General features: G+C 39.4%; 16 protein-coding genes and 1 pseudogene. 11 read left to right on the top strand and 6 right to left on the bottom strand.

Annotated elements, in window-relative coordinates; all coding sequences use genetic code 11:
• Positions 1-127 precede the first annotated feature (127 nt).
• Both NE363_RS11290 and NE363_RS11285 read right to left on the bottom strand, forming a co-directional pair.
• Positions 128-1,453 (bottom strand): haloacid dehalogenase-like hydrolase, encoded by a 1,326-nt coding sequence (locus NE363_RS11290; protein WP_445535073.1) that lies wholly within the window; start codon positions 1,451-1,453, stop codon positions 128-130.
• Between the two features lie 74 nt (positions 1,454-1,527).
• Entirely contained in the window at positions 1,528-2,529 is a 1,002-nt protein-coding gene (locus NE363_RS11285; protein ID WP_013198390.1) for a phosphotransferase enzyme family protein, read from the bottom strand.
• Positions 2,530-2,709: 180 nt separating this feature from the next.
• On the opposite strand from NE363_RS11285, the gene eat reads away from it, so the two are divergent.
• Positions 2,710-4,125 (top strand): ethanolamine permease, encoded by a 1,416-nt coding sequence (gene eat, locus NE363_RS11280; protein ID WP_445535072.1) that lies wholly within the window; start codon positions 2,710-2,712, stop codon positions 4,123-4,125.
• 75 nt (positions 4,126-4,200) lie between these two features.
• Here eat and NE363_RS11275 read toward each other — a convergent pair.
• A pseudogene (locus NE363_RS11275) lies at positions 4,201-4,278 on the bottom strand (winged helix-turn-helix transcriptional regulator); the annotation flags it as partial.
• A 234-nt stretch (positions 4,279-4,512) separates the two neighbouring features.
• Between NE363_RS11275 and NE363_RS11270 the strand changes: the two are divergent.
• Together NE363_RS11270 and NE363_RS11265 are read left to right on the top strand one after the other, a co-directional pair.
• Complete coding sequence (locus NE363_RS11270) at positions 4,513-5,577, top strand: catalase family peroxidase (RefSeq protein WP_445535071.1); 1,065 nt, start codon at positions 4,513-4,515, stop codon at positions 5,575-5,577.
• Positions 5,578-5,589: 12 nt separating this feature from the next.
• Entirely contained in the window at positions 5,590-6,162 is a 573-nt protein-coding gene (locus tag NE363_RS11265) for a cytochrome b (protein WP_445535070.1), read from the top strand.
• Between the two features lie 147 nt (positions 6,163-6,309).
• On the opposite strand, the gene NE363_RS11260 is transcribed toward NE363_RS11265, so the two are convergent.
• Positions 6,310-7,221 carry a LysR family transcriptional regulator gene (locus NE363_RS11260; RefSeq protein ID WP_445535069.1) on the bottom strand — a complete coding sequence of 304 codons (912 nt, stop codon included), beginning with the start codon at positions 7,219-7,221 and terminating at the stop codon, positions 6,310-6,312.
• 98 nt (positions 7,222-7,319) lie between these two features.
• On the opposite strand from NE363_RS11260, the gene NE363_RS11255 reads away from it, so the two are divergent.
• The gene (locus NE363_RS11255) at positions 7,320-7,916 is read left to right on the top strand and encodes an NAD(P)H-dependent oxidoreductase (RefSeq protein WP_343569449.1); all 597 of its coding nucleotides are present in this window, start codon (positions 7,320-7,322) and stop codon (positions 7,914-7,916) included.
• Between the two features lie 56 nt (positions 7,917-7,972).
• Here the strand turns inward: NE363_RS11255 and pobR are convergent, their stop codons facing one another.
• On the bottom strand, positions 7,973-8,788 hold the full coding sequence (pobR, locus tag NE363_RS11250; protein WP_445535068.1) for an IclR family transcriptional regulator PobR: 816 nt from the start codon (positions 8,786-8,788) through the stop codon (positions 7,973-7,975).
• A 141-nt stretch (positions 8,789-8,929) separates the two neighbouring features.
• On the opposite strand from pobR, the gene pobA reads away from it, so the two are divergent.
• On the top strand, positions 8,930-10,144 hold the full coding sequence (gene pobA / locus NE363_RS11245) for a 4-hydroxybenzoate 3-monooxygenase (protein WP_445535067.1): 1,215 nt from the start codon (positions 8,930-8,932) through the stop codon (positions 10,142-10,144).
• Between the two features lie 148 nt (positions 10,145-10,292).
• On the opposite strand, the gene alr is transcribed toward pobA, so the two are convergent.
• Positions 10,293-11,585, bottom strand: a complete 1,293-nt coding sequence (gene alr / locus NE363_RS11240) for an alanine racemase (RefSeq protein WP_445535066.1) — start codon at positions 11,583-11,585, stop codon at positions 10,293-10,295.
• Positions 11,586-12,828: 1,243 nt separating this feature from the next.
• Here alr and NE363_RS11235 point away from each other — a divergent pair.
• From NE363_RS11235 to phnW, 6 genes are all read left to right on the top strand, one after another.
• Positions 12,829-13,551, top strand: coding sequence for a UTRA domain-containing protein (locus NE363_RS11235; RefSeq protein WP_272198050.1), 723 nt, complete (start codon positions 12,829-12,831; stop codon positions 13,549-13,551).
• Between the two features lie 91 nt (positions 13,552-13,642).
• A complete protein-coding gene (locus tag NE363_RS11230; RefSeq protein WP_445535065.1) occupies positions 13,643-14,680 on the top strand; it encodes a putative 2-aminoethylphosphonate ABC transporter substrate-binding protein in 1,038 nt (345 codons plus the stop codon).
• Between the two features lie 22 nt (positions 14,681-14,702).
• Positions 14,703-15,905: an ABC transporter ATP-binding protein gene (locus NE363_RS11225; RefSeq protein WP_445535064.1), complete on the top strand. Its 1,203-nt coding sequence runs from the start codon at positions 14,703-14,705 to the stop codon at positions 15,903-15,905.
• Positions 15,899-17,608, top strand: coding sequence for a putative 2-aminoethylphosphonate ABC transporter permease subunit (locus tag NE363_RS11220; RefSeq protein WP_445535063.1), 1,710 nt, complete (start codon positions 15,899-15,901; stop codon positions 17,606-17,608). Before NE363_RS11225 ends, NE363_RS11220 begins: the two co-directional genes overlap by 7 nt.
• 101 nt (positions 17,609-17,709) lie before the next feature.
• Positions 17,710-18,864 (top strand): TIGR03364 family FAD-dependent oxidoreductase, encoded by a 1,155-nt coding sequence (locus NE363_RS11215; RefSeq protein ID WP_445535062.1) that lies wholly within the window; start codon positions 17,710-17,712, stop codon positions 18,862-18,864.
• A gap of 26 nt (positions 18,865-18,890) precedes the next feature.
• Positions 18,891-20,078: a 2-aminoethylphosphonate--pyruvate transaminase gene (gene phnW / locus NE363_RS11210; protein WP_445536386.1), complete on the top strand. Its 1,188-nt coding sequence runs from the start codon at positions 18,891-18,893 to the stop codon at positions 20,076-20,078.
• The last annotated feature ends 9 nt before the right edge of the window (positions 20,079-20,087 follow it).

The following is a 20,087-nucleotide window of genomic DNA, read 5'->3' as shown; positions in this document are numbered from 1 at the left end:
GGTAGCGAACTAAAAGAAGGCAGAAAATGCATTAGAGATAGGCAAAAAGGGCAGAACTAAAACAAGAAATTAAGCTGCTTCTCATGCATACAACATGTATTGTAGGCATGAGAAAATAAGTGAAATACTAATTTTTTGTAGTTTTCGCCGTTTGCGCGCCATAACTTAAACTGGCCATTGAGGGTCTAAATTGACCTGTATTGGCATCGCGGCCTTGTAGTAAGAACTTAGTATTGGCTTGACCATAGCCTTGCACAGCCTGCTGAGAAAATTTTCCAATATCAGAACTCGGACTGCGCAATCGATTAATAATGAGAACCTTCTGAGTCGCCGCAAAATCTTGCATCATATTTTGATCGCCTTCACTGTCACCTGCGATAAAAATTGGCCCATAACCATATTTAGAGACTAAAAAACGCTGGATGGTTGCTGTTTTGCCTTTACCTTGAGTTTGCGCATAGCCATGACGAAACTCAGGTAAAATTCGATTTTGTGCATCTCGTTCTAACTCCATGGCGTAGGCATTTTTTTCATTAATGTTATAGCCGATCTCTGGATTAGAAATAATTTCCTTAATCACATCAATAAAAGATGCCGAGCAGACATAGACATCAATGCCATTGTCCTGAAAGGCCTTAAATAGATTTTGCATTTCACGGTATGGCCTTAAACCATTTTCCCAAGTGGTTTTCACAACGCCTGCTTGGCCCGAAAGTGCTGCTGGGGAAGTCCATGTCACAGGTCCAATCGGTTGCTGCATTTGCCAAGCCACCGTTGCTTTTACCAAATTACGGACTTCTTGTTCGGTAAGCCCGGTAAATAAATAAGTGACCCACGGATATGCAACTTCATGATCAAACGTGTCTCCAATCGCCGCATATAGATATCTCATTTTAGTAATGAAATCGAGATAATGCGGATCTTGTTTAATTTGATCCAGACTTTGCTTGCCTTTTAGACCGCTATAGTGGTGATAAAGCCATGTGTAGCTCGCAATAATATCTGGGGCAATTTTATCAATATTGACGGCTTGGCCTTGCTGGTTATTGTAGGCCGCTTCAAAGTTTTGCGAGCTAATTCCTTTACGAATAATCTGATTAAGCTGATCTGGCGTAACATTAAAGGCTAAGTGTTCAAGCTGATAAATTAAAGTTGCTTCTTCGATGTCTAAAAATACCGAGGTATTGTCAAAGTCAGTGACAATATACGGGCGCTTGTCAGGATTGTAGTTTGGGCTATCTTTTCCATAGCTAGCAATTAATTGATTAAGTTGGTCAAAGTTAAAAGCGTCCCATTGACCTTTTTGTATATATTCCTTTTTGGGAATAGCGACTGCGGGAGATGTGCTTTGTATAGGGTTATAGTTACATGCGCTTAGAGCAATCATGCTTGCCAGACTACTGGTGAGTAATAGTGCTTTGGCAACTTTGCTCAGTTGATGGGTAGCTTGCATAAACCCTTCCTTTAAATTCTATAAAATTTAAAAACTAAAAATTGAAAATGAAGAAAAGCGATCTAAATCACTTTTCAAATTCCGACAGGCATTTGTCCGTTTAGATATTTTTTACAAAGACGCACAGTTTCATTGGACCATTGATCGCCAAGACTTTGAGCCATTTCTGTTTGTGCGTGAGAACCATTCCAAGCCATCATTTGAATCCGGCGTTGCATAATAAAAGTCGGAATCATTTCATATTCTTCAGACTGAATATGACCTACGCGCTCGTAGCCTTTTAACCAGTAATCAACCCAATGCGGCGCATTGGCATAATGTTCATTGAAGCTAATTGCAGCAGCGAGGTCATGCATAAACCAGCTCATTCCGCAGTCATCAAAGTCGATCACGCCGATACGTTCTTGTTGTAGTAAGAGATTGGTTAAACGCAAATCGGCATGAATCAGGCCATAGCGTTCTTGGGTTTTGCCAAAGAAATTTAAATCTTTCGAAATCTGTGCAATGGCTTCTTCAATTACGCCGTGATCTTGTGGTCTTAAATGAGGTGCATTTTTCCAGTTTCCCCAGTGTCCATCTGCACCAACCATGGTTTCATGGTTCCATACGATACGTTGAAAGTTTTCAGGCGCTTGCCATGTCTTACTATGTACGTGCAACTTTGCGGTAATCTGTCCTAATTGCTCAAATGCAGTGGGGTCAACTTCAACAGTCGGCATATCGCCCTCAACCCAGTTGAAAAGAACTGCATAACGATAAATATCATTCGATAGTTTCAAGGTAATGACGCGTTCACCCGATTGATCTGCAATCGCAACAGGAACTTGAATACCACTCGCATTTAAAGCATCTAACCATTCAAGCTCACTTTGTATATCGAGTTTGCTGTGATAGTTCGGACGGTGAATTCGAAGTGCATATCGGGCAGATCCAGTCGAAACTTGATAGGTTGCATTTTCAGACTGACACAGTAGTTTGACCTGTCCTTGATAGTCTGATGGATATTGCTTAATTGCTTGTTCTGCCAGTATTTGTAATTGAACTTGGCTTAAAAATTCATTTTGTTCTACAGACATAACCCATCTCCTCAATTTAATTTTTAAACACGTTTCGTGTTGAGATGCCGTCGATCTTATAAAAGAAAAAATGAATCAACTTGACTTCAAGTGGTCGGGGAGATGTTTTGCTGTCAAGTTTTATGAATATCTTTTGCGCAACTATTGGTGGTGTAAATTTAGTCGATAAGGCATACGACAATGAAAGAGTCTGAATTAAGCGTGGATGTTGGTGCTTTACAACAGGACGCAGAGTATTTTGCAAAACGTCAGTTAAAAAAGGGGGCAGTAGGTTGGTTACTTTTAGTGGGGCTTGGTGTTTCCTACGTCATTTCGGGTGACTTTGCGGGTTGGAATTTTGGGCTGGCACAAGGCGGCTGGGGAGGACTCTTTATTGCAACAGTCATCGTCGCGTTTATGTATCTCTGCATGAGCTTTGTGATGTCTGAGATGTCGACGATGTTGCCCACTGCTGGCGGTGGCTATAGTTTTGCCCGCGTTGCATTTGGTCCTTTTGGAGGATACCTAACAGGAACTGCGATTTTAATTGAATATGCAATTGCACCTGCTGCGATTGCCGTATTTATTGGGTCATATTGCCAATCACTCTTTGGCATTGGCGGCTGGGCCGTTTATTTAATTTGCTATTTGGTTTTTATGGGCATTCATCTGAAAGGTGCAGGTGAAGCGCTTAAAATCATGTTTGGAATTACCGCCGTTGCTTGTATTGCACTGGTGGTATTTATTGTCGCGATGCTTCCACATTTTGACAGTGCGCGCTTATTTGATATTCCAGTCAGTTCTCATGCAGGCACGAGTAGCTTTTTACCATTTGGCTATATGGGAATATGGGCCGCAGTACCTTATGCCATCTGGTTTTTCCTTGCGGTTGAAGGGGTACCATTGGCTGCCGAAGAAGCAAAAGATCCAGTACGTTCATTGCCACGTGGCTTGATTGGTTCAATGTTGATATTGGCATCATTTGCACTTTTAATTTTATTTTTGGGAGCAGGCGCAGCAGGTTCAAATGCTTTAAAAAATTCAGGGGCACCTTTAGTTGATGCGCTTATTGCGGTATATGGTCAGCACACATGGTTGGCAAGCTTTGTTAACTTTGTGGGTCTTGCTGGACTTGTCGCAAGTTTCTTCTCAATTATTTATGCCTATTCACGTCAGATTTTTGCATTGTCGCGTGCAGGATATTTACCAAAAAACTTATCGTTAACGAATGAAAATAAAGCGCCATATTGGGCCATTATCATTCCGGGCATTATTGGTTTCTTACTTTCTTTAACAGGTGAGGGTGACTTACTCATTTTAATGGCAGTATTCGGTGCAACCATTTCTTATGTGTTGATGATGCTCTCACATATTAAATTACGTTTATCTCGCCCTGAATTACCTCGCCCTTATAAAACCCCTGGTGGAATGTGGACGTCTTGCATTGCTTTAATTCTTGCTGCTGTTGCTGTAGTGGCAGGGTTAATGGTAAATCCAAAAGTTTGGTTACTAGCCGCGCTGATTTATGTCGGATTTATACTCTATTACTTGTTATATAGCCGTCATCATTTGGTGAAAGGTACGCCTGAACAAGAATTCGCCATGATTGATGACTAATTTTAAGTGGGTTAAAAATAAAGAGGCTTCGGCCTCTTTTAAGTTTTTATAAGTTATATCTGGTTCATGGAATCAATTATTCTCACTAGTAAAAAGATCAGCTCTTCGGACTTTCTCTGTCAATGTGGGGGCTTTTACATTTTTTGTTCCCATGCCTTATTTATATGCATTCAAATGTTAATAAACTTAATACTAACCTCACGGTACGTAACTTATATGGCCCAGAAATAAATATTATATTAAGGCTTATCACTATTAGATCCAGAAATTTTGGGATTTTATTTACTCAGCTAATTTTGAACATAATTTCATCAAATTAAGTAATACTCTTTTTATAGGATCAAACTTTTTTATAAATGCAGCTATATAATTTACACAGGATGAAGAATGAATAATTTGAATTTTAAAACTCTAAAGAAGTACTGGCTGCGATTCGTGGGTATTGCTGTAATCGCAGGTTTTTTAGTATTGGCATTTGCTTGGACTGCTGGTCTATTTGGACATCGAACAACATCCAAAACTTTTTTGGGTGACACAATAAACAACTTTGATCCAGGATATCGACGTGCACACGGTAAAGGGATTTGCTTTGATGGCACTTACCATAGTAATGGTGCGGCAGCAGCACTCTCTAAAGCTACTGTATTTGCTAAGTCTGATATACCAGCAATTGGCCGATTTTCTATTGGAAGCGGCAATCCGCATGCGGCAGATAATTCTACCGCAACAGTGAGTATGGCTTTATTACTTTCTGCCGCCGATCATTCGCAGTGGCGCATGAAATTAAACAACTTTCCTTATTTCCCGACGCGAAATGCTGAAGGTTTTTTGGCGCAGCAAAAAGCATTTAAACCGGTTCCATCTACTGGTAAACCTGACCCAGCCCTTGTTGAAGCGTTTTTAAAAGAATATCCCGAAGCGCGTAAGTCTATTGAGCAAAAGGCCAAGATGCCATTAACCGGTAGTTTTAGCGGCGCAGAATTTTATGTCGTAAATGCCTTTATATTGCGAGCCACCAATGGACAAGAACAGCCAGTCCGTTGGTCTATGCGTCCTCATTCAAAATTTATTAGTCTGACCAAAGAACAACGTGATCAAGCTGACCATGATTTCTTATTTAAAGACATCAAAAAACGTTTGGCTGAAGGGCCGCTCTATTGGGACTTAGTTTTGCAACTTGCCGAGCCAGGGGACCCAGTGAATGACCCATCTCAGCCTTGGCCAAAAGACCGTAAAGAAGTTATAGCCGGAACATTAGAAGTCAAAAATGTAACTGATCAGGTAAATGGCGCATGTCGTGATATTAACTTTGACCCAACTTTGGTGCCACCCGGAATTGAGTTATCAGATGATCCCGTACTCGCAGCACGAGCGGCGATATATTCACAGTCTTACAATGCTCGATTACGTGAAATTGGATTTGGCAAAGCAACCGATGCTGTGGGCAAATAGGAGAGCTGAACAATGCAAAACAAATCTAACGATAATGCTCCACGTCATTTTAATTTGACTGCTCGAATACTGCATTGGCTTATGGCAGTAGCAATTTTAGCTATGCTATTTATTGGGGTAGGAATGACCACCTCAATTACGTGGCGTCCGTGGTTAATCGATATTCACCGTCCTTTAGGGATCGCAATCTTACTATTGGTCATCATCAGATTAATAAATCGACTCTGTTATCCAATTCCACCTTTGCCGCCGACTGTACCGCGCTGGCAGGCGTTTCTTGCTCATGCATCACATTGGCTACTTTATATTTTGATGTTTAGTTTGCCATTGCTCGGATGGGCAACGCTATCGGCAGGTAATTGGCCTGTCACTATATTTCCGGGTTGGGACCTTCCGCCTATAGCACCCACCAACTCGACACTTTACGCTTGGTTCCGTACATTACATGGAATTTTGGCTTGGCTATTATTTGCTGTCGTTATTGGTCATCTATCTGCTGCGTTATTACATGCATGGATTTATCGCGATGGAGTATTTTCGAGTATGGCTTTGGGGCCTTCTTCTAAAAAAGAGGACGCTGACTAGTTTGCTTGAAAGTTTTTGATTGAAATACGAGTAAATTCTATTGAGCCACATCTATGCATGTGGCTTTTTTCTAAAAAATATTAAGTTTGATCTATATACATTATGACATTCGCAAAGCAAGCATGACTGCAAAAGGCCTTGTTTATTTTAAACTTGTCTGTTTAGTTCAGGGGGTAAATGCTGCGCCAAATAATCAATTGCAAGACGGGTTTTTAGGGGCATAAAAGGCAGTGTAGGCCATACCAAATGAATCGGAAAAGCAATGCTCGACATGGTTTCTAATACTTGTACGAGCGTACCATCCTGTAATTCATTTTGAATGAGCCAATCGGGTAGCCAAGCGATACCTGCTCCAGCAAGCGCTGCATTTTTAATGGCTTGTAAGTCATTTAAAAGAAGTTTTGCTTTGGGCTTGATAAATAAAGGCTCGCTATTTTCCTTTTGGAGTTGCCACTTTTTTATTTGACCAAAATGCGGATCGGCAATCGTGGCGTGGTGCTCTAAGTCCTCAATATGTTCTAGGGGACCTGCTTCATTTAAATAGTCAGGTGAGGCACAAAGTAGCATTCGATGCTCACCAATCAGTTTGGCAACGAGCTGAGTGGTGTCAGGTAGTGTTCCAATTCTTATACATAAATCAAAACCTTCTTCGACCAAGTCTACAGTTCGATCATTAAATGAAATTTCTAGCTGTAAGTCCGCATGTTGCTGAGCAAATTTAACCATGAGCGGAGCAGCAAAGAGTTGCCCGAACAGCACTGGCACAGACATCCGTAAACGGCCTGTTGCGTTAATTTTGCCTTGGTCTAATAAAGCCGCCGCATTTTGTATTTCACTTAACGCTCGGCGGCTATGTTCATAAAACAAAGCGCCTTCATCAGTCATGCTGAGCGAACGTGTTGTTCTTTTGAATAAAGCCACGCCAAGCTGATCTTCAAGACGAGCAATATTTTTACTTATGGCTGAGCGAGTTAAATGCAATTGTTCGGCAGCTTTTACAAAACTTCCAGCTTCAACTACAGTCACAAATATAGATATTGCACTTAGTTCATGTTGCATGATTGTTGCCTAAAAGGAACCAATAATAAGAAATAATATCACCACTGTTGAATTTATTGTGGAGTTATTATGGCTTCATCAAAAATGTGGAGACAGTCATGGCTAAAATATTGGTATTAAAATCCAGCATTATGGGTGAGGGTTCACAGACCAATCGCTTAATTGATGTAATGCTTGAGCACCGTAAAGACCAAGGTTTGCAAGATGACATTACCATACGCAATTTAGCTGAAATGAACCTGCCTGTATTAGATCTGGAAATTTTTCAGGCGCTTCGTGGTGCTGAAAATAATAATCAAGACATTCAGCAGATCGTTGCTTTGTCTGATGAATTAATTGCTGAATTAAAAAGTGCCGATTTATTGGTCATTGGCGCACCGATGTACAACTTAAATGTCCCGACTCAGCTCAAAAACTGGTTTGATTTGGTGGCGCGAGCAAGACAAACATTCCGTTACACCGAAACTTATCCTCAAGGTTTGGTTGAAGGGGTCAAAGCGGTGGTGGTAAGTAGTCGTGGTGGTATTCATGTCGGCCAAGAAACTGAGGCAGTCACGCCTTATCTCAAAGCTGTGTTAGGGCTAATGGGCATTCATGAGGTTGAATTTATCTATGCAGAAGGCTTAGACATGCAGGCTTATCGCAGCAATGCATTGGATCTGGCAAGCCAGCAAGTCAAAGAATTCGCTCTTTAAAATTATGAGTTGAAACTCTTGCAGCTCTAACTGATCACAAGAGTTTCTAAGTCCATTTAAATCACATTTCTGAGTTCATTTGCCGTGTTGCGTAGCAATGGCAAAATTTGCTGAACCAAATAATCTTCTTGTACGCGGTTGGTTTGAGACATGCAGTTAAGCGCAGCAACGGCTTGACCTTGGGCGTTAAATACGGGCACGGCAATCGCAATTACGCCAAGTTCATGTTCTTCTTTGGAAAGACAATAATCCGATAACGAAATATCCTTAAGTACTTCAAAAAACTTTGACTCATCTACAATGGTAAAAGGGGTTAAGCGCTTTAAACCATAAGTTTTTACCCATACATGCTGAGCTTCTTCAGACAATGCTGCCAGCAATACTTTACCCGTAGACGTTGCATGGGCAGGGAGTCGGTTTCCTAAATGCATGCCATAAGGACTAACGCGTAAGTTATCTTGCTGTGGTAAATAACTACGGGCAATCGGCACCACTTCGTTATCGTCCAGAACCACAATTGAAAAAGTAAGAGATGTCTGCGCGCATAAAAGATTTAAAAATGATTGAGCAACTTTAGGCAGATGGGCCGAGCTTAAATAAGAACTCGAAAAGCGCAGCACACGATGAGTGAGCCAAAAGTAATGTTCATCGGTTTCTAAATAGCCTAAGTATTTTAAAGTTTTTAGATAACGCCTTGCCGCGGTACGACTAATGCCAGTTCGTTCGGCCACTTGAGTGACATTGAGCCGCTGGCGATCTGTTCCAAAAGCTTCCAGTAAAGCCAAGCCTTTTGCTAGACCTGCAATGTAGTCATCTTGACGAATTTTCTCATGCGAGTTCGGGTGCTCTAAAAAAGCATCGAGAGAAGGCATCCATTCATTCCTGTTATTTTGATTGTTTCTGTCCGCTATTCGGACAAACTAGATGATAAACGGTTATTTTCGTCTTGCATACATAGTGAACAAAACTTAAAGCCAGTAATTTTAAAGTCAGGATAAAACAAGGATGAAGTTATGGATATTTTAAAGACACAGGTTGCAATTATTGGTTCTGGACCAGCAGGATTATTGCTTGGGCAACTTCTATATAAAGCTGGAATCGATCATATTATTGTTGAGCAACGTAGTGCTGAATATGTGGCTTCACGGATTCGTGCAGGAATTTTAGAGCAAGTTTCGGTCGACTTACTCAAACAAGCAGGCGTTGATCAAAACTTAAAAGAAAAAGGATTACCGCATTCGGGCATTGAAATCTTAACCAATGGTGAATTGCATCGAGTTGATTTAGCCGCACTCACAGGTGGTAAACAAGTGACCGTATATGGTCAGACCGAAGTGACCAAAGATTTAATGACTGCGCGTGAAGCGGAGCAGCTCAAGTCATTTTATGAAGCTCAAAATGTACAAGTGAAAGATTTTTACACTTCACCAAAAGTTGAGTTTGAGTACCAAGGTAAAGATTTTCAAATTCAGTGTGACTTTATTGCTGGTTGTGATGGCTACCATGGTGTCTGCCGTGCCAGCGTACCAGAAGACAAAATTAAAACCTTTGAAAAAGTTTATCCGTTTGGCTGGTTAGGGGTGTTGGCAGATGTCCCACCTGTAGCCGATGAACTCATTTACGTACAATCAGAACGTGGATTTGCTTTATGCAGTATGCGTTCAGAGACACGTAGCCGTTATTATTTACAAGTCCCTTTAACAGATCACGTCGAAGACTGGTCGGATGAAAAGTTCTGGGATGAGCTAAAAAACCGCCTAGACCCTGAAAGCCGTGAAAAGTTAGTGACGGGACCTTCTATTGAAAAAAGTATCGCGCCGTTACGTAGCTTTGTGACTGAACCAATGCGTTTCGGAAAACTATTTTTAGCAGGTGATGCTGCGCATATTGTTCCACCGACTGGAGCAAAAGGCTTAAATCTCGCGGCTTCTGATATTGCTTATTTATCAAGTGCACTCATTGAATACTATGCCGAAGGTTCAGAGCAAGGTATAAATGAATACTCTGAAAAATGCCTGCAACGTGTATGGAAAGCAGAGCGTTTTTCTTGGTGGATGACTCATTTGTTACATCGCTTTGAAACTGAAAGTGAGTTTGATCACAAGATTAAACAAGCTGAGTTAAGTTATGTACTGGGTTCAATTGCAGGTAAAACCACATTGGCTGAAAACTATGTCGGTTTACCTTATGAGATCAAGCAAATTGATAGTTTTAAGCACGCAAGCTAAAGGCTAAATAAAAAGTAAAAAGGGCATGAAAATGCTCTTTTTTTATATAAAAATTAGATGGGAACAAATAGTTTAAGAAATGTCGTCATACAAAAAGTAGCCCTGATATTTTTTGAAATATAGGGCTACTTATCAATTAACTTAACGTTTACTCAGCGGTTGCTGCAACTTGATGATTACTGATTTGCGTTGATTGCTGAGATTGAATAGGTTTAATCACTTGTGGATTAGAGTTACTCCATGGAGTATAGGCCTCTGTCAAAATATGGCCTGTAAGACTCGTTAAATCACTAGATTGAACCTCAGCATTGCCTTGACGTCCAAATAATACAACTTCATCACCCGCTTTGGCTTCTGGAATATCTGTTACATCAACCATAACAGTATTCATGGATACTCGACCAACCACTGGTGCTTTTTGTCCATTGACTAAGACAAAAGCTTTATTACTAAAACTACGACGGTAGCCATCCGAATAACCTACAGGCAAGTTTGCGAGTTTGGAGTCACGTGTCAACGTATAAGTTTGGTCATAACCTACAGTTGAACCTTTAAGGTAATTATTAATTGCAGCAATTTGTGTTTTAAATGCCATCATGCGTTTAAATTCAGGGTGATTAGGAAAATCTCCATAAATAATTGCGCCTGCACGGACCATATCTAAATGTGATTCAGGAACATTTACAGTAGCAAATGAATTTGCTGTATGTAATGTTAATTCTTTACGATTCAGTTTGGCTTTTTTAATCAACCATGCTGTTTGTTCATTAAATTGAGCTAGGCGCTCACGAACATATTTTTCATCTTCTACAGCATAATGGGTCATAATGCCGTCAATTTTAAGATTTGGAAGCTTAGTGATTGCAACAGCTTGTTCTTTACCTTGAGCTGTAGACATTTCAAGACCATTACGATCCATACCACCCGAATTTAAAGCCAAGCTATAATGAACAGTTGTATTGTTCGCTTCTGCCCATTTAGAGATACGGGCAGCCTGATCATAATTACCCAAAAGCTCTTCGATATTTAACGCATGTGCATTGATGATTTCACTATCAGTTGCTGTACGTAAACGTGTAATTTTGCCTTTATAGCCATGCTTACGCACCATCGCCGCTTCTGCATTACTGGTGATGCCAATACAAGACACATTTAATTTCATAACACTCGGCATAAGTAGGTCAATACTATGCCCATACGCATTTGCTTTCATGACTACACAAAGTTGTGTTTTGCCATTAAGTAATTGATTTGTCCTTTTAATATTATCTTCAAAAGCTTGAGTATCAACTTCAATCCATGCATTAGCTGTAGGTGCAGGGCTGACTTCATTTGTGATATGAGACGTGAGTAAAGGTGCAGCATGGGCAAATTGTATGGAACCGAATAATACCAATGTACAGCTATAAGCGAGATGCGAAAAATTTGTTTTAAGTTTCATGAGTTTTTTAATCTTTCCTGGCTGAATATGATTTAACGCTGGGTGGATTTTTATGGTTAAGTACAGAGATATAATTAATTTAAAATGTCACACGATTTGGTCGTAATAATACTTTCTCCTTAAAATATTATAGTCAGTGTTAAGTAAAATTTAATTTTGCTTAAACTGTATTCATGAAATACAAATGTGATTTTAAATAATCTTAATTAAATCTAAATATACATTTGTGAAAAAACAAGAAGAAAAATCATTATATTTTTTGAATGTTATTTTTTTAATCTAATTATTGGTGATATTTTTAATAACAATTTTTAAAATATAACATTTGGTAAATAATTAACTTTATTATTAAAAGGGGTTTTTTATTTTTATTATTTATTAATTATGATTTTTTTATCATTCGGTAAAATATAAAAAATATATGGAGGTAAACATCCGAAACTTTGTTTTAGGGCATATGAAATATTAAAATTATTATATTTATCATATATTTATATTTTTTATTAAAATTATTTAGAAATTTTTGGTTATACCGTGACAAATTTTTATGCATCAAATGTCATATTTAATAGTTTTTAATTAATTAATTTAAATTTTATAAATGAAATATTAATTAGATTGAATAAATAGTTGAGTATTATTTAACCTTGGAGGTGTAGTTATGGTTTTGTGTAATAAATCGACGAGTTGGCCTTATCTTGTTTTTTTGATTAAATTTGTTGTTTGAAATTTTGATTAAATTAAAATTTTATGTTTATTTTTAAATTAGGAAATTTTCTTAATATTTTAGTTTTTATTAAGTAGGTGGTTTTATATTGAGAGTTTTTAAATATAAGATGGTGTGTTTATTTTTTAAATTACTCAAGAAGTTTTGGGTTTTTATTGACCATACTATTCTAATTCTACAAGGCAGTAATATAGCAGAGCGGATATTGAGTGTTAGGGCAAATCCTCAATTCCTGTAAGAGTCAGTACAAAATATGAATTTTTATCTTAAATAAGTGTCTCAATAAATATGATGTAATGGTTACGCTATGCCGTTTTCCTTGATAAACAGATGAGTCAAGGAAAGTTTTCCAAAGCCAGAGTACGCGTGCACACACGATTTTTTATGGAAAAGCTGAATTGAAGAAAAGGGGGGATAGGACGCATTTTGCTTAAAAGATCAGCATTAATAAAAGCTTTTGTCACATTTTTTCAGTATATTGCTATTAATTTCTTTATTTATAAATTCTAAGTTTGTATGGAACAGGACCAAGCTCGCATACCTAAATATATTCCTATTCGCGATGCGATTGCCCATGATATTGAATCGGGTGTATTAGAAGCCCACGCAAAACTCCCATCAGAAAGAGTGCTGTCTGAACAGTTCCAAACCACTCGTGTGGCTGCACGTGAAGCTTTACTGGCTTTGGAAACTGATGGCTTGATTTATCGCTTAGACCGCCGTGGTTGGTATGTTCGTTCTCCTCGCATTATTTATCACCCGCAATTGACAAAAAACTTTAACCAGTTTGTGATTGAACAAGGCTATGAACCTTCTACAGAAGTAATTTCGAGTGAACTTACGCAAGCTACTTCTTGGGATGCCAAGCATTTAAAAGTTGAAAAAGGGCATCCGATTTATTCAGTTTGGCGACGTCGTTGTATTAATGGACGACCTGTTTTGGTTGAGCATTTACGGGTGAATGCCGAACTTTTCCCTGAGTTTTTAACTCATGATCTCAAGCAATCCATTACTTTACTGATGGCAAATCAATATAACTGCCATATCACCAGAGCTGACATTAACCTCTATCCAACCGCTTTATCGGAACAACAGGCTAAAGCACTGCATGTGAATGTTGGCGCACTGGGTTTATATATTTGCCGTAGCAACAGAAATGAAGAAGGCGTAATTACCGATGTTGACCAAGAATATTGGCTACATGATGTTTTAGATTTGCACTTCGAAGCGCGAGCATAAAAATGAAATCTGGTTTAAACCAGATTAATTAAACTGTCATATAAAGCTGTTGAAATACCATCATCAAATAATTGCATTCGATGGTTTGCAGATGAAACAGTATGTTCAACAGACAATTAAACTCGGTACTGCATCAGTTTTAGGTGTAGTGGTCGCTATTCAAATGGGATGTTCATCAGCAACATCAAAACAATCAGAAGAAATTACAGTCTATACGGCGGTGGAAGCCGACCAACTTAAGCAATACCAAGAAGAATTACACAAAGCCTATCCTAAACTCAAAGTAAAATGGGTACGTGATTCAACAGGTGTAATCACCGCTAAACTTTTGGCAGAGCAGAAAAACCCACAAGCGGATGTGGTTTTTGGTGTGGCTTTAACCAGTTTGCTGGTCATGGAAAAGAAAGACATGCTTGAGCCTTTTAAACCAGAAGGCATCCAAAATTTAAAACCGGAATTTGTAAGTCAAAAATCTGTACCAACGTGGACGGGTATGGATGCATGGGAATCTGCAATTTGTGTCAATAAAGTCGAATTAGAAAATCGTAAGTTACCTATTCCAAAAACTTGGAAAGATTTAACCAACCCGATTTATAAAAACCTGATCGTGATGCCAAATCCGGCTTCAAGTGGCACAGGCTATTTAGATGTCACAGCTTGGATGCAAATTTTGGGTGAAAAGCAGGCATGGGACTATATGCAGGCTTTAGACAAAAACATTTCACAATATCCGCATTCGGGTTCAAAACCTTGCAAGATGGCAGCACAAGGTGAAATCCCAATAGGAGTTTCTTTCGGTTATCCAGCATTTAAATTAAAAGCAGAGGGTGCACCTTTAGAAGTGGTTTATCCAACAGAAGGTTTAGGCTGGGAAATGGAAGCCTCAGCAATTGTGAAAGGAACCAAGAAATTAAGTAGCGCACAAAAATTTATAAATTGGTCGGTAAGCAAAGCGGCAAACGAAGCTTATGCACATAACTTTTCAATGGTGGCTTATAAAGGCATTGAAAATACCACCATGGACTTCCCGAAAAATCTTCCTCAAATGCTCGTAAAAAATGATTTTTATTGGGCGGCCGAGCAGCGTGAACGTATTTTGGCTGAATGGTCAAAGCGTTTTGAAAAGTGATCTTTGGGATAAGGGCCTCATTATGCAAATTCCTTCTTCATTGCAATCATCGCTGCTGGGTCAAAACCAAAAGGGCGAGTTAGCAGGGCATTTATTGTCGACATTAACGACCTATAAATATCCTGAACATGGTCCTTCAGTTTTAGAAGTGGTGGATATTCAAAAAAAGTTCCAACACTTTCAGGCTCTAACACATATTAATTTAGACCTTAAAGCAGGTGAGTTCGTAAGCTTTTTGGGACCTTCTGGATGCGGTAAAACCACATTGCTACGCATTATTGCGGGTCTAGAAAAACCTGATTATGGAAAAGTCATAAAAAAGGGCACGGACATTACGTTGCTCAGTGCTGAAAAGCGTCACTGTGGTATTGTGTTTCAGAACTATGCGTTATTTCCAAACTTAAATGTAGAAGAAAATATTGCTTTCGGCTTAGACAAAAAAAAGTGGGATAAGGCACAACGTAGCCAACGGGTTCAACAGTTATTAGAACTAATTGAGTTACCTGATATTGCTAAAAAGTATCCCAACCAATTATCAGGCGGGCAGCAGCAACGTGTTGCGCTTGCTCGGGCAATTGCACCGAAGCCTGATATTTTACTGCTCGATGAACCGCTTTCTGCACTTGATGCTCAGGTGCGTTTGAACTTAAGACAAAAGATCCGTTCGATTCAATCACAGCTTAATTTGCCCACTATTATGGTCACGCACGACCAAGAAGAAGCATTAAGTATTTCTGACCGTGTTGTGGTGATGAATCATGGCGTTATTGAACAAATTGATACACCGCACAATATTTATTACAAGCCACAAACCCAATTCGTTGCAAAGTTTATTGGCACCATGAACTTTTTGGCAGCCGCTTGTTCGGTTGTTAATCAGCTTGAGGTTTTAGGTTTTATTCCTCTAAATTTAGAACAGCAAAAACTTAAAGCAGGGCAAAGCTACAACATTGGTTTTAGGCCGGAAGCCGTCGAGTTGGTTGATGATTTTGGCAGTGATAAAGAGTCGTTGTATTTGCCGGTTAAAGTATTAAGCACTGAATTTTTAGGCGCTAAACGTCGTTTGTTTTGCACTATTCATATCGATGGAATTGAGCAGGCAAAACACTTTTTGCAAATTGAAATTGAAAATACCAAGTTCAAATCTTTGCAAGAACTCATGTTTATAAAAGTGCCTAATCAGCTCATTCATGTCTTTGACGAACAAGGGTACGCACTATGTTAAATGAAACTGCTTCAGCGGTTTTAAAAACACAGCCGCGTCGAAAAACTGAATATTCATTAAGATCAAATATTGCTTTAGCAAGCGTTGCAATTGCTTTGACTTTAGTGATTATTGCTCCATTAATCATGCTGTTTGAAACTGCATTTTTTGATGAAAATCAAAATTTTGTTGGTCTTGAAAATTTTTATCATTATTTTGGCAGTCCAGCTTTACTCAGCTCTGTATTTAACTCAGTGTGGGTTGCTTGTACTGCTACTGTCATTACAGTATTGCTTGCCAGTATTTATGCTTTTGCACTCACCAATGTGAATATAAAAGGCAAAGGCTTCTTTAAACTGGTGGCTTTTTTACCCATTTTAGCGCCGTCACTTTTGCCTTCTTTGGCATTGGTTTATTTGTTTGGTAAGCAAGGCGTATTAAAGCCTTTACTCGGCGATATGCAAATTTATGGGCCAATCGGTATTTTAATCAGTTACTGTTTTTGGCTATTTCCAGCAATTTTGATGTTGATGATGGTGTCTTTTCGCAGTGTCGATCAGCGTTTAATTGAAGCCTCTTTGTCGCTCGGCAAAAATATTTGGAAGACGCATTACCACGTCACATTACCTGCAATTCGGTATGGACTCATCAGCGCAAGCCTAGTGGCTTTTATTTATGTACTCACCGATTTTGGGATTCCAAAAGTCATTGGCGGTTCATTTAACATGATGGCACTTGATGTCTATAAACAGATTATTGGTCAGCAAAACATGAGCATGGGTGCGGTAATTTCCATCTTATTGTTGTTACCGGCAGTTTTTGTGTTCATTTTCGACCGAATACAAAGCAAGCGGCATGCACGGTTTCAAGCTTTTCAGGCTAAACCTTATGTCTCTGCACCGAATAAAAAACTTGAAGTCGTTCTGAGCTTATTTTGTGGCTTAGTTTCAGGTTCGATTTTACTGATTATCTTTACGGCAGTGCTAGCATCATTCATTCAGTCTTGGCCTTATGATTTGTCTTTGACCTTAGCACATTATAGTTTTGAGTATGTCGATGGTGGTGGTTGGGCGGCGTATTTTAACTCGATTCGCATGGCACTCTTTAGTACGGTTGTGGGCACGGCACTGATTTTTATTGTGGCACTGTTAACCGAACGTTTTAAAGCACATCCACTGATTAAAAATTATGTGCAAGCTTTAGTTTTATTACCTCTTGCTGTACCGGGGCTAGTTCTAGGTATTGCCTACATTTTGTTTTTTAACCAGCAAAGCAACCCGTTAAATGTGCTGTATGGAACCATGACCATTTTGGTGATTTCAACCATTGTGCATTATTACACCGTGCCACATCTTACTTTAACCAATGCTATTAAACAGATTCCGCTACAACTCGATCAGGTAGCACAAACTCTAGGAACATCAAAATGGAAAACCTTTTGGAAAGTGTATTTGCCTATGTGTTTTCCAGCGCTGTGCGATGTATCGGTCTATATTTTTGTGAATGCCATGACCACTGTGTCGGCTGCCATTTTCCTCTATTCACCAGACACAAGTTTAGCTGCGGTGGCGGTTTTAAATATGGATGATGCGGGAGACACGGTTGCTGCTGTTGCCATGAGTATTTTGATTTTGACCACTTCATGTGTTGTAAAACTCATTCACTGGTTATTTACCCGAAAAATTATGGCAAGAAGTCAGCAATGGCGTGAAAGTTCTCATTAAGTTTTAGCTAAACACAATTTTTATTTAACCGACTGAAACGAAATGCTTTGTTCAACAAGGCAAGGGTTTGTTCATCCTAAATTTCGCAAATTGGAAGTCTTATGAATAACACACAGTTTGATTTAATTGTTGTCGGAGCCGGTATTTTAGGTTTGTCCGCTGCCATACAAGCGCAAGAACAAGGCTTAAAAGTTTGTATCTTCGAGAAAAATGCTCAACCAGTGGGGGCAACTCGTCTTAATTTCGGCATGGTTGGAACATCAACCTTAACCCATCCTGAACAGCAGTGGCGAAAATACGCTCTTGAAACGCGTTCTTTTTATCAGCGTATTCAGGCTGAAACCGATATTTCGTTTGCTCAACGCCAAGGTATTTATCTCGCAAACACTGCACTTGAATGGCGAGTTTTAAATGAGTTTGTCGAGCGTGCAAATCATTACCAAATTCCAGTTCATTTGCTAAAGCATGATGAACTGGTCACCCAATTTTCTTATTTAAATCCCGAACAGCAGTTTCAAGGCGGCTTGGTTTTTGAAGAAGATTATTCAGTCGAACCACATGTGATTGGGCAGCGACTATTGGCATATGCCGAAAGAAACGGTGTAGAGATTTATACCAATGCCTGTGTTGTTCAAACCCAATATCAACATAGAAGCTGTCACGTTCGTTTGGCAAATGGCGAGGCATATCGGGCAAATAAAGTTTTGATCTGCCACGGTGAAGTCATCAATGTTTTATATCCAGATCTCTTACAAAGTTTGAACTTGAAACGTTGTGGCTTACAAATGGCCATGACTCAACGGTTTCACCAAAAATTAAATGCTTCTCTTTATTCAGGCTTATCTATCTCTCGTTATCCAGCTTTTGAAATTTGCCCAAGTCATACTGAGCTAGTTAAAGCGTCACAACAAGGCTTCATTAAAGAATTCGGTATTCATATTCTGATTAAACAAAACGAATTTGGCGAACTGATTGTAGGCGATAGTCACGAATATCATTCGATTAATGAAGCGCCTCAGTTCGAGCAGCGTGAAGAGATTAATGAGTTTATTCAAGCTTACTGTTACGAAAAACTAGGGCTGACTTTACCTCCAATTCAAAGACGTTGGAATGGTTATTACCTGACCCATGAACATGAGTTGGCCTGTGTCACTGAAGCCGAAAAAAATATCTTTCTGGTGAGTGCGATTGCTGGCAAAGGCATGACTACAGGGGCCGGATTTATGAAAGAAGTTTTAACACAAAATATTTATTAACTTGTAATCTGGTTTAAACCAGATTGATGTATATTGAAATGAACGCGAAAGAAATGAGTACCATTATGAACATGCAACCCCAACTCGATATGGATTTAGAAAACAAATATTTGCTTCTTACTCCAGGACCATTATCAACTTCTGCGACAGTCCGCCGCGCCATGCAAAAAGACTGGTGTACTTGGGACCAAGAATACAACTCGCTGGTACAAGATATCCGCTCTCGTCTAGTCAACTTGGCAACCAGCCAACCTGAAAAATATACGGCTGTGTTGATGCAAGGCAGTGGTAGTTTTGCTGTGGAGTCTGTGCTTGGTTCAGCTATTCCGCGTGATGGCAAAATCTTGATTATTAATAATGGCGCATACGGTGCACGTATGGTGCAAATGGCACGCTGCCTAAATATTGAAGTGATCGAGCTGAACTATTTAGAAACCCAAACACCAGATCTACAAGAGATTGAGCGTGTTTTACAAGATAAAACCATTAGTCACGTTGCCTGTGTGCACTGCGAAACCACCACAGGAATTTTAAACCCGATTCAAAACATTGGCCGTTTGGTGAAAGCAGCAGGAAAAATCTGGATTGTGGATGCCATGAGTTCATTTGGCGGTGTGCCAATGGATATGGCTGAGCTTGAAATTGATTTTCTAATTTCAAGTGCGAATAAATGTATTCAAGGTGTTCCGGGCTTTGGTTTCATTTTGGCGAAACGGGATTGCCTAGATGCGTGTAAAGGTTTGGCACGTTCGGTTAGCCTCGATTTATATGACCAGTGGAACACAATGGAGCAGCATAACGGTAAATGGCGTTTTACCTCGCCAACCCATGTGGTACGTGCATTTTATCAAGCATTGCTTGAGCTTGAGGCAGAAGGCGGAGTTGCTGCACGTTATCAACGTTATTTACAAAACCAACAAACCTTATCTAAAGGTATGCAACAACTGGGTTTTGAGTTGGTACTCGGTAAAGAGTGCCCACAATCGCCCATCATTACCACTTTTCTTTACCCAACAGCCGAGACATTTAGTTTCCAATCATTTTATGAAACGCTAAAAAAATCAGGCTATGTAATTTATCCAGGCAAAGTCACAGATCTCAACTGCTTTCGTATTGGCAATATTGGCGAAGTTTATATACATGATATTGAAGGGCTTCTTGATGCGATTGAGAGTTACTACAAAAGCCATCTAAATCAAGCTGTAACAGCATAGTTTTTATTA

It is taken from the genome of Acinetobacter sp. G18, assembly GCF_052660225.1.
Note: the sequence above shows the minus strand (reverse complement) of the source record. Positions and strands in the feature narration are given on the sequence as shown.

Excerpts from the sequence above, each read along its gene's own strand:
- NE363_RS11260 (WP_445535069.1), bottom strand. The coding sequence starts at position 7,221 with ATGCAACATGAACTAAGTGCAATATCTATATTTGTGACTGTAGTTGAA.
- NE363_RS11215 (WP_445535062.1), top strand. The coding sequence starts at position 17,710 with ATGAATAACACACAGTTTGATTTAATTGTTGTCGGAGCCGGTATTTTA.
- phnW (WP_445536386.1), top strand. The coding sequence starts at position 18,891 with ATGTATATTGAAATGAACGCGAAAGAAATGAGTACCATTATGAACATG.
- eat (WP_445535072.1), top strand. The coding sequence starts at position 2,710 with ATGAAAGAGTCTGAATTAAGCGTGGATGTTGGTGCTTTACAACAGGAC.
- NE363_RS11220 (WP_445535063.1), top strand. The coding sequence starts at position 15,899 with ATGTTAAATGAAACTGCTTCAGCGGTTTTAAAAACACAGCCGCGTCGA.
- NE363_RS11230 (WP_445535065.1), top strand. The coding sequence starts at position 13,643 with ATGAAACAGTATGTTCAACAGACAATTAAACTCGGTACTGCATCAGTT.
- NE363_RS11235 (WP_272198050.1), top strand. The coding sequence starts at position 12,829 with ATGGAACAGGACCAAGCTCGCATACCTAAATATATTCCTATTCGCGAT.
- alr (WP_445535066.1), bottom strand. The coding sequence starts at position 11,585 with ATGAAACTTAAAACAAATTTTTCGCATCTCGCTTATAGCTGTACATTG.
- NE363_RS11290 (WP_445535073.1), bottom strand. The coding sequence starts at position 1,453 with ATGCAAGCTACCCATCAACTGAGCAAAGTTGCCAAAGCACTATTACTC.
- NE363_RS11270 (WP_445535071.1), top strand. The coding sequence starts at position 4,513 with ATGAATAATTTGAATTTTAAAACTCTAAAGAAGTACTGGCTGCGATTC.
- NE363_RS11255 (WP_343569449.1), top strand. The coding sequence starts at position 7,320 with ATGGCTAAAATATTGGTATTAAAATCCAGCATTATGGGTGAGGGTTCA.
- NE363_RS11225 (WP_445535064.1), top strand. The coding sequence starts at position 14,703 with ATGCAAATTCCTTCTTCATTGCAATCATCGCTGCTGGGTCAAAACCAA.
- pobA (WP_445535067.1), top strand. The coding sequence starts at position 8,930 with ATGGATATTTTAAAGACACAGGTTGCAATTATTGGTTCTGGACCAGCA.
- NE363_RS11265 (WP_445535070.1), top strand. The coding sequence starts at position 5,590 with ATGCAAAACAAATCTAACGATAATGCTCCACGTCATTTTAATTTGACT.
- pobR (WP_445535068.1), bottom strand. The coding sequence starts at position 8,788 with ATGCCTTCTCTCGATGCTTTTTTAGAGCACCCGAACTCGCATGAGAAA.
- NE363_RS11285 (WP_013198390.1), bottom strand. The coding sequence starts at position 2,529 with ATGTCTGTAGAACAAAATGAATTTTTAAGCCAAGTTCAATTACAAATA.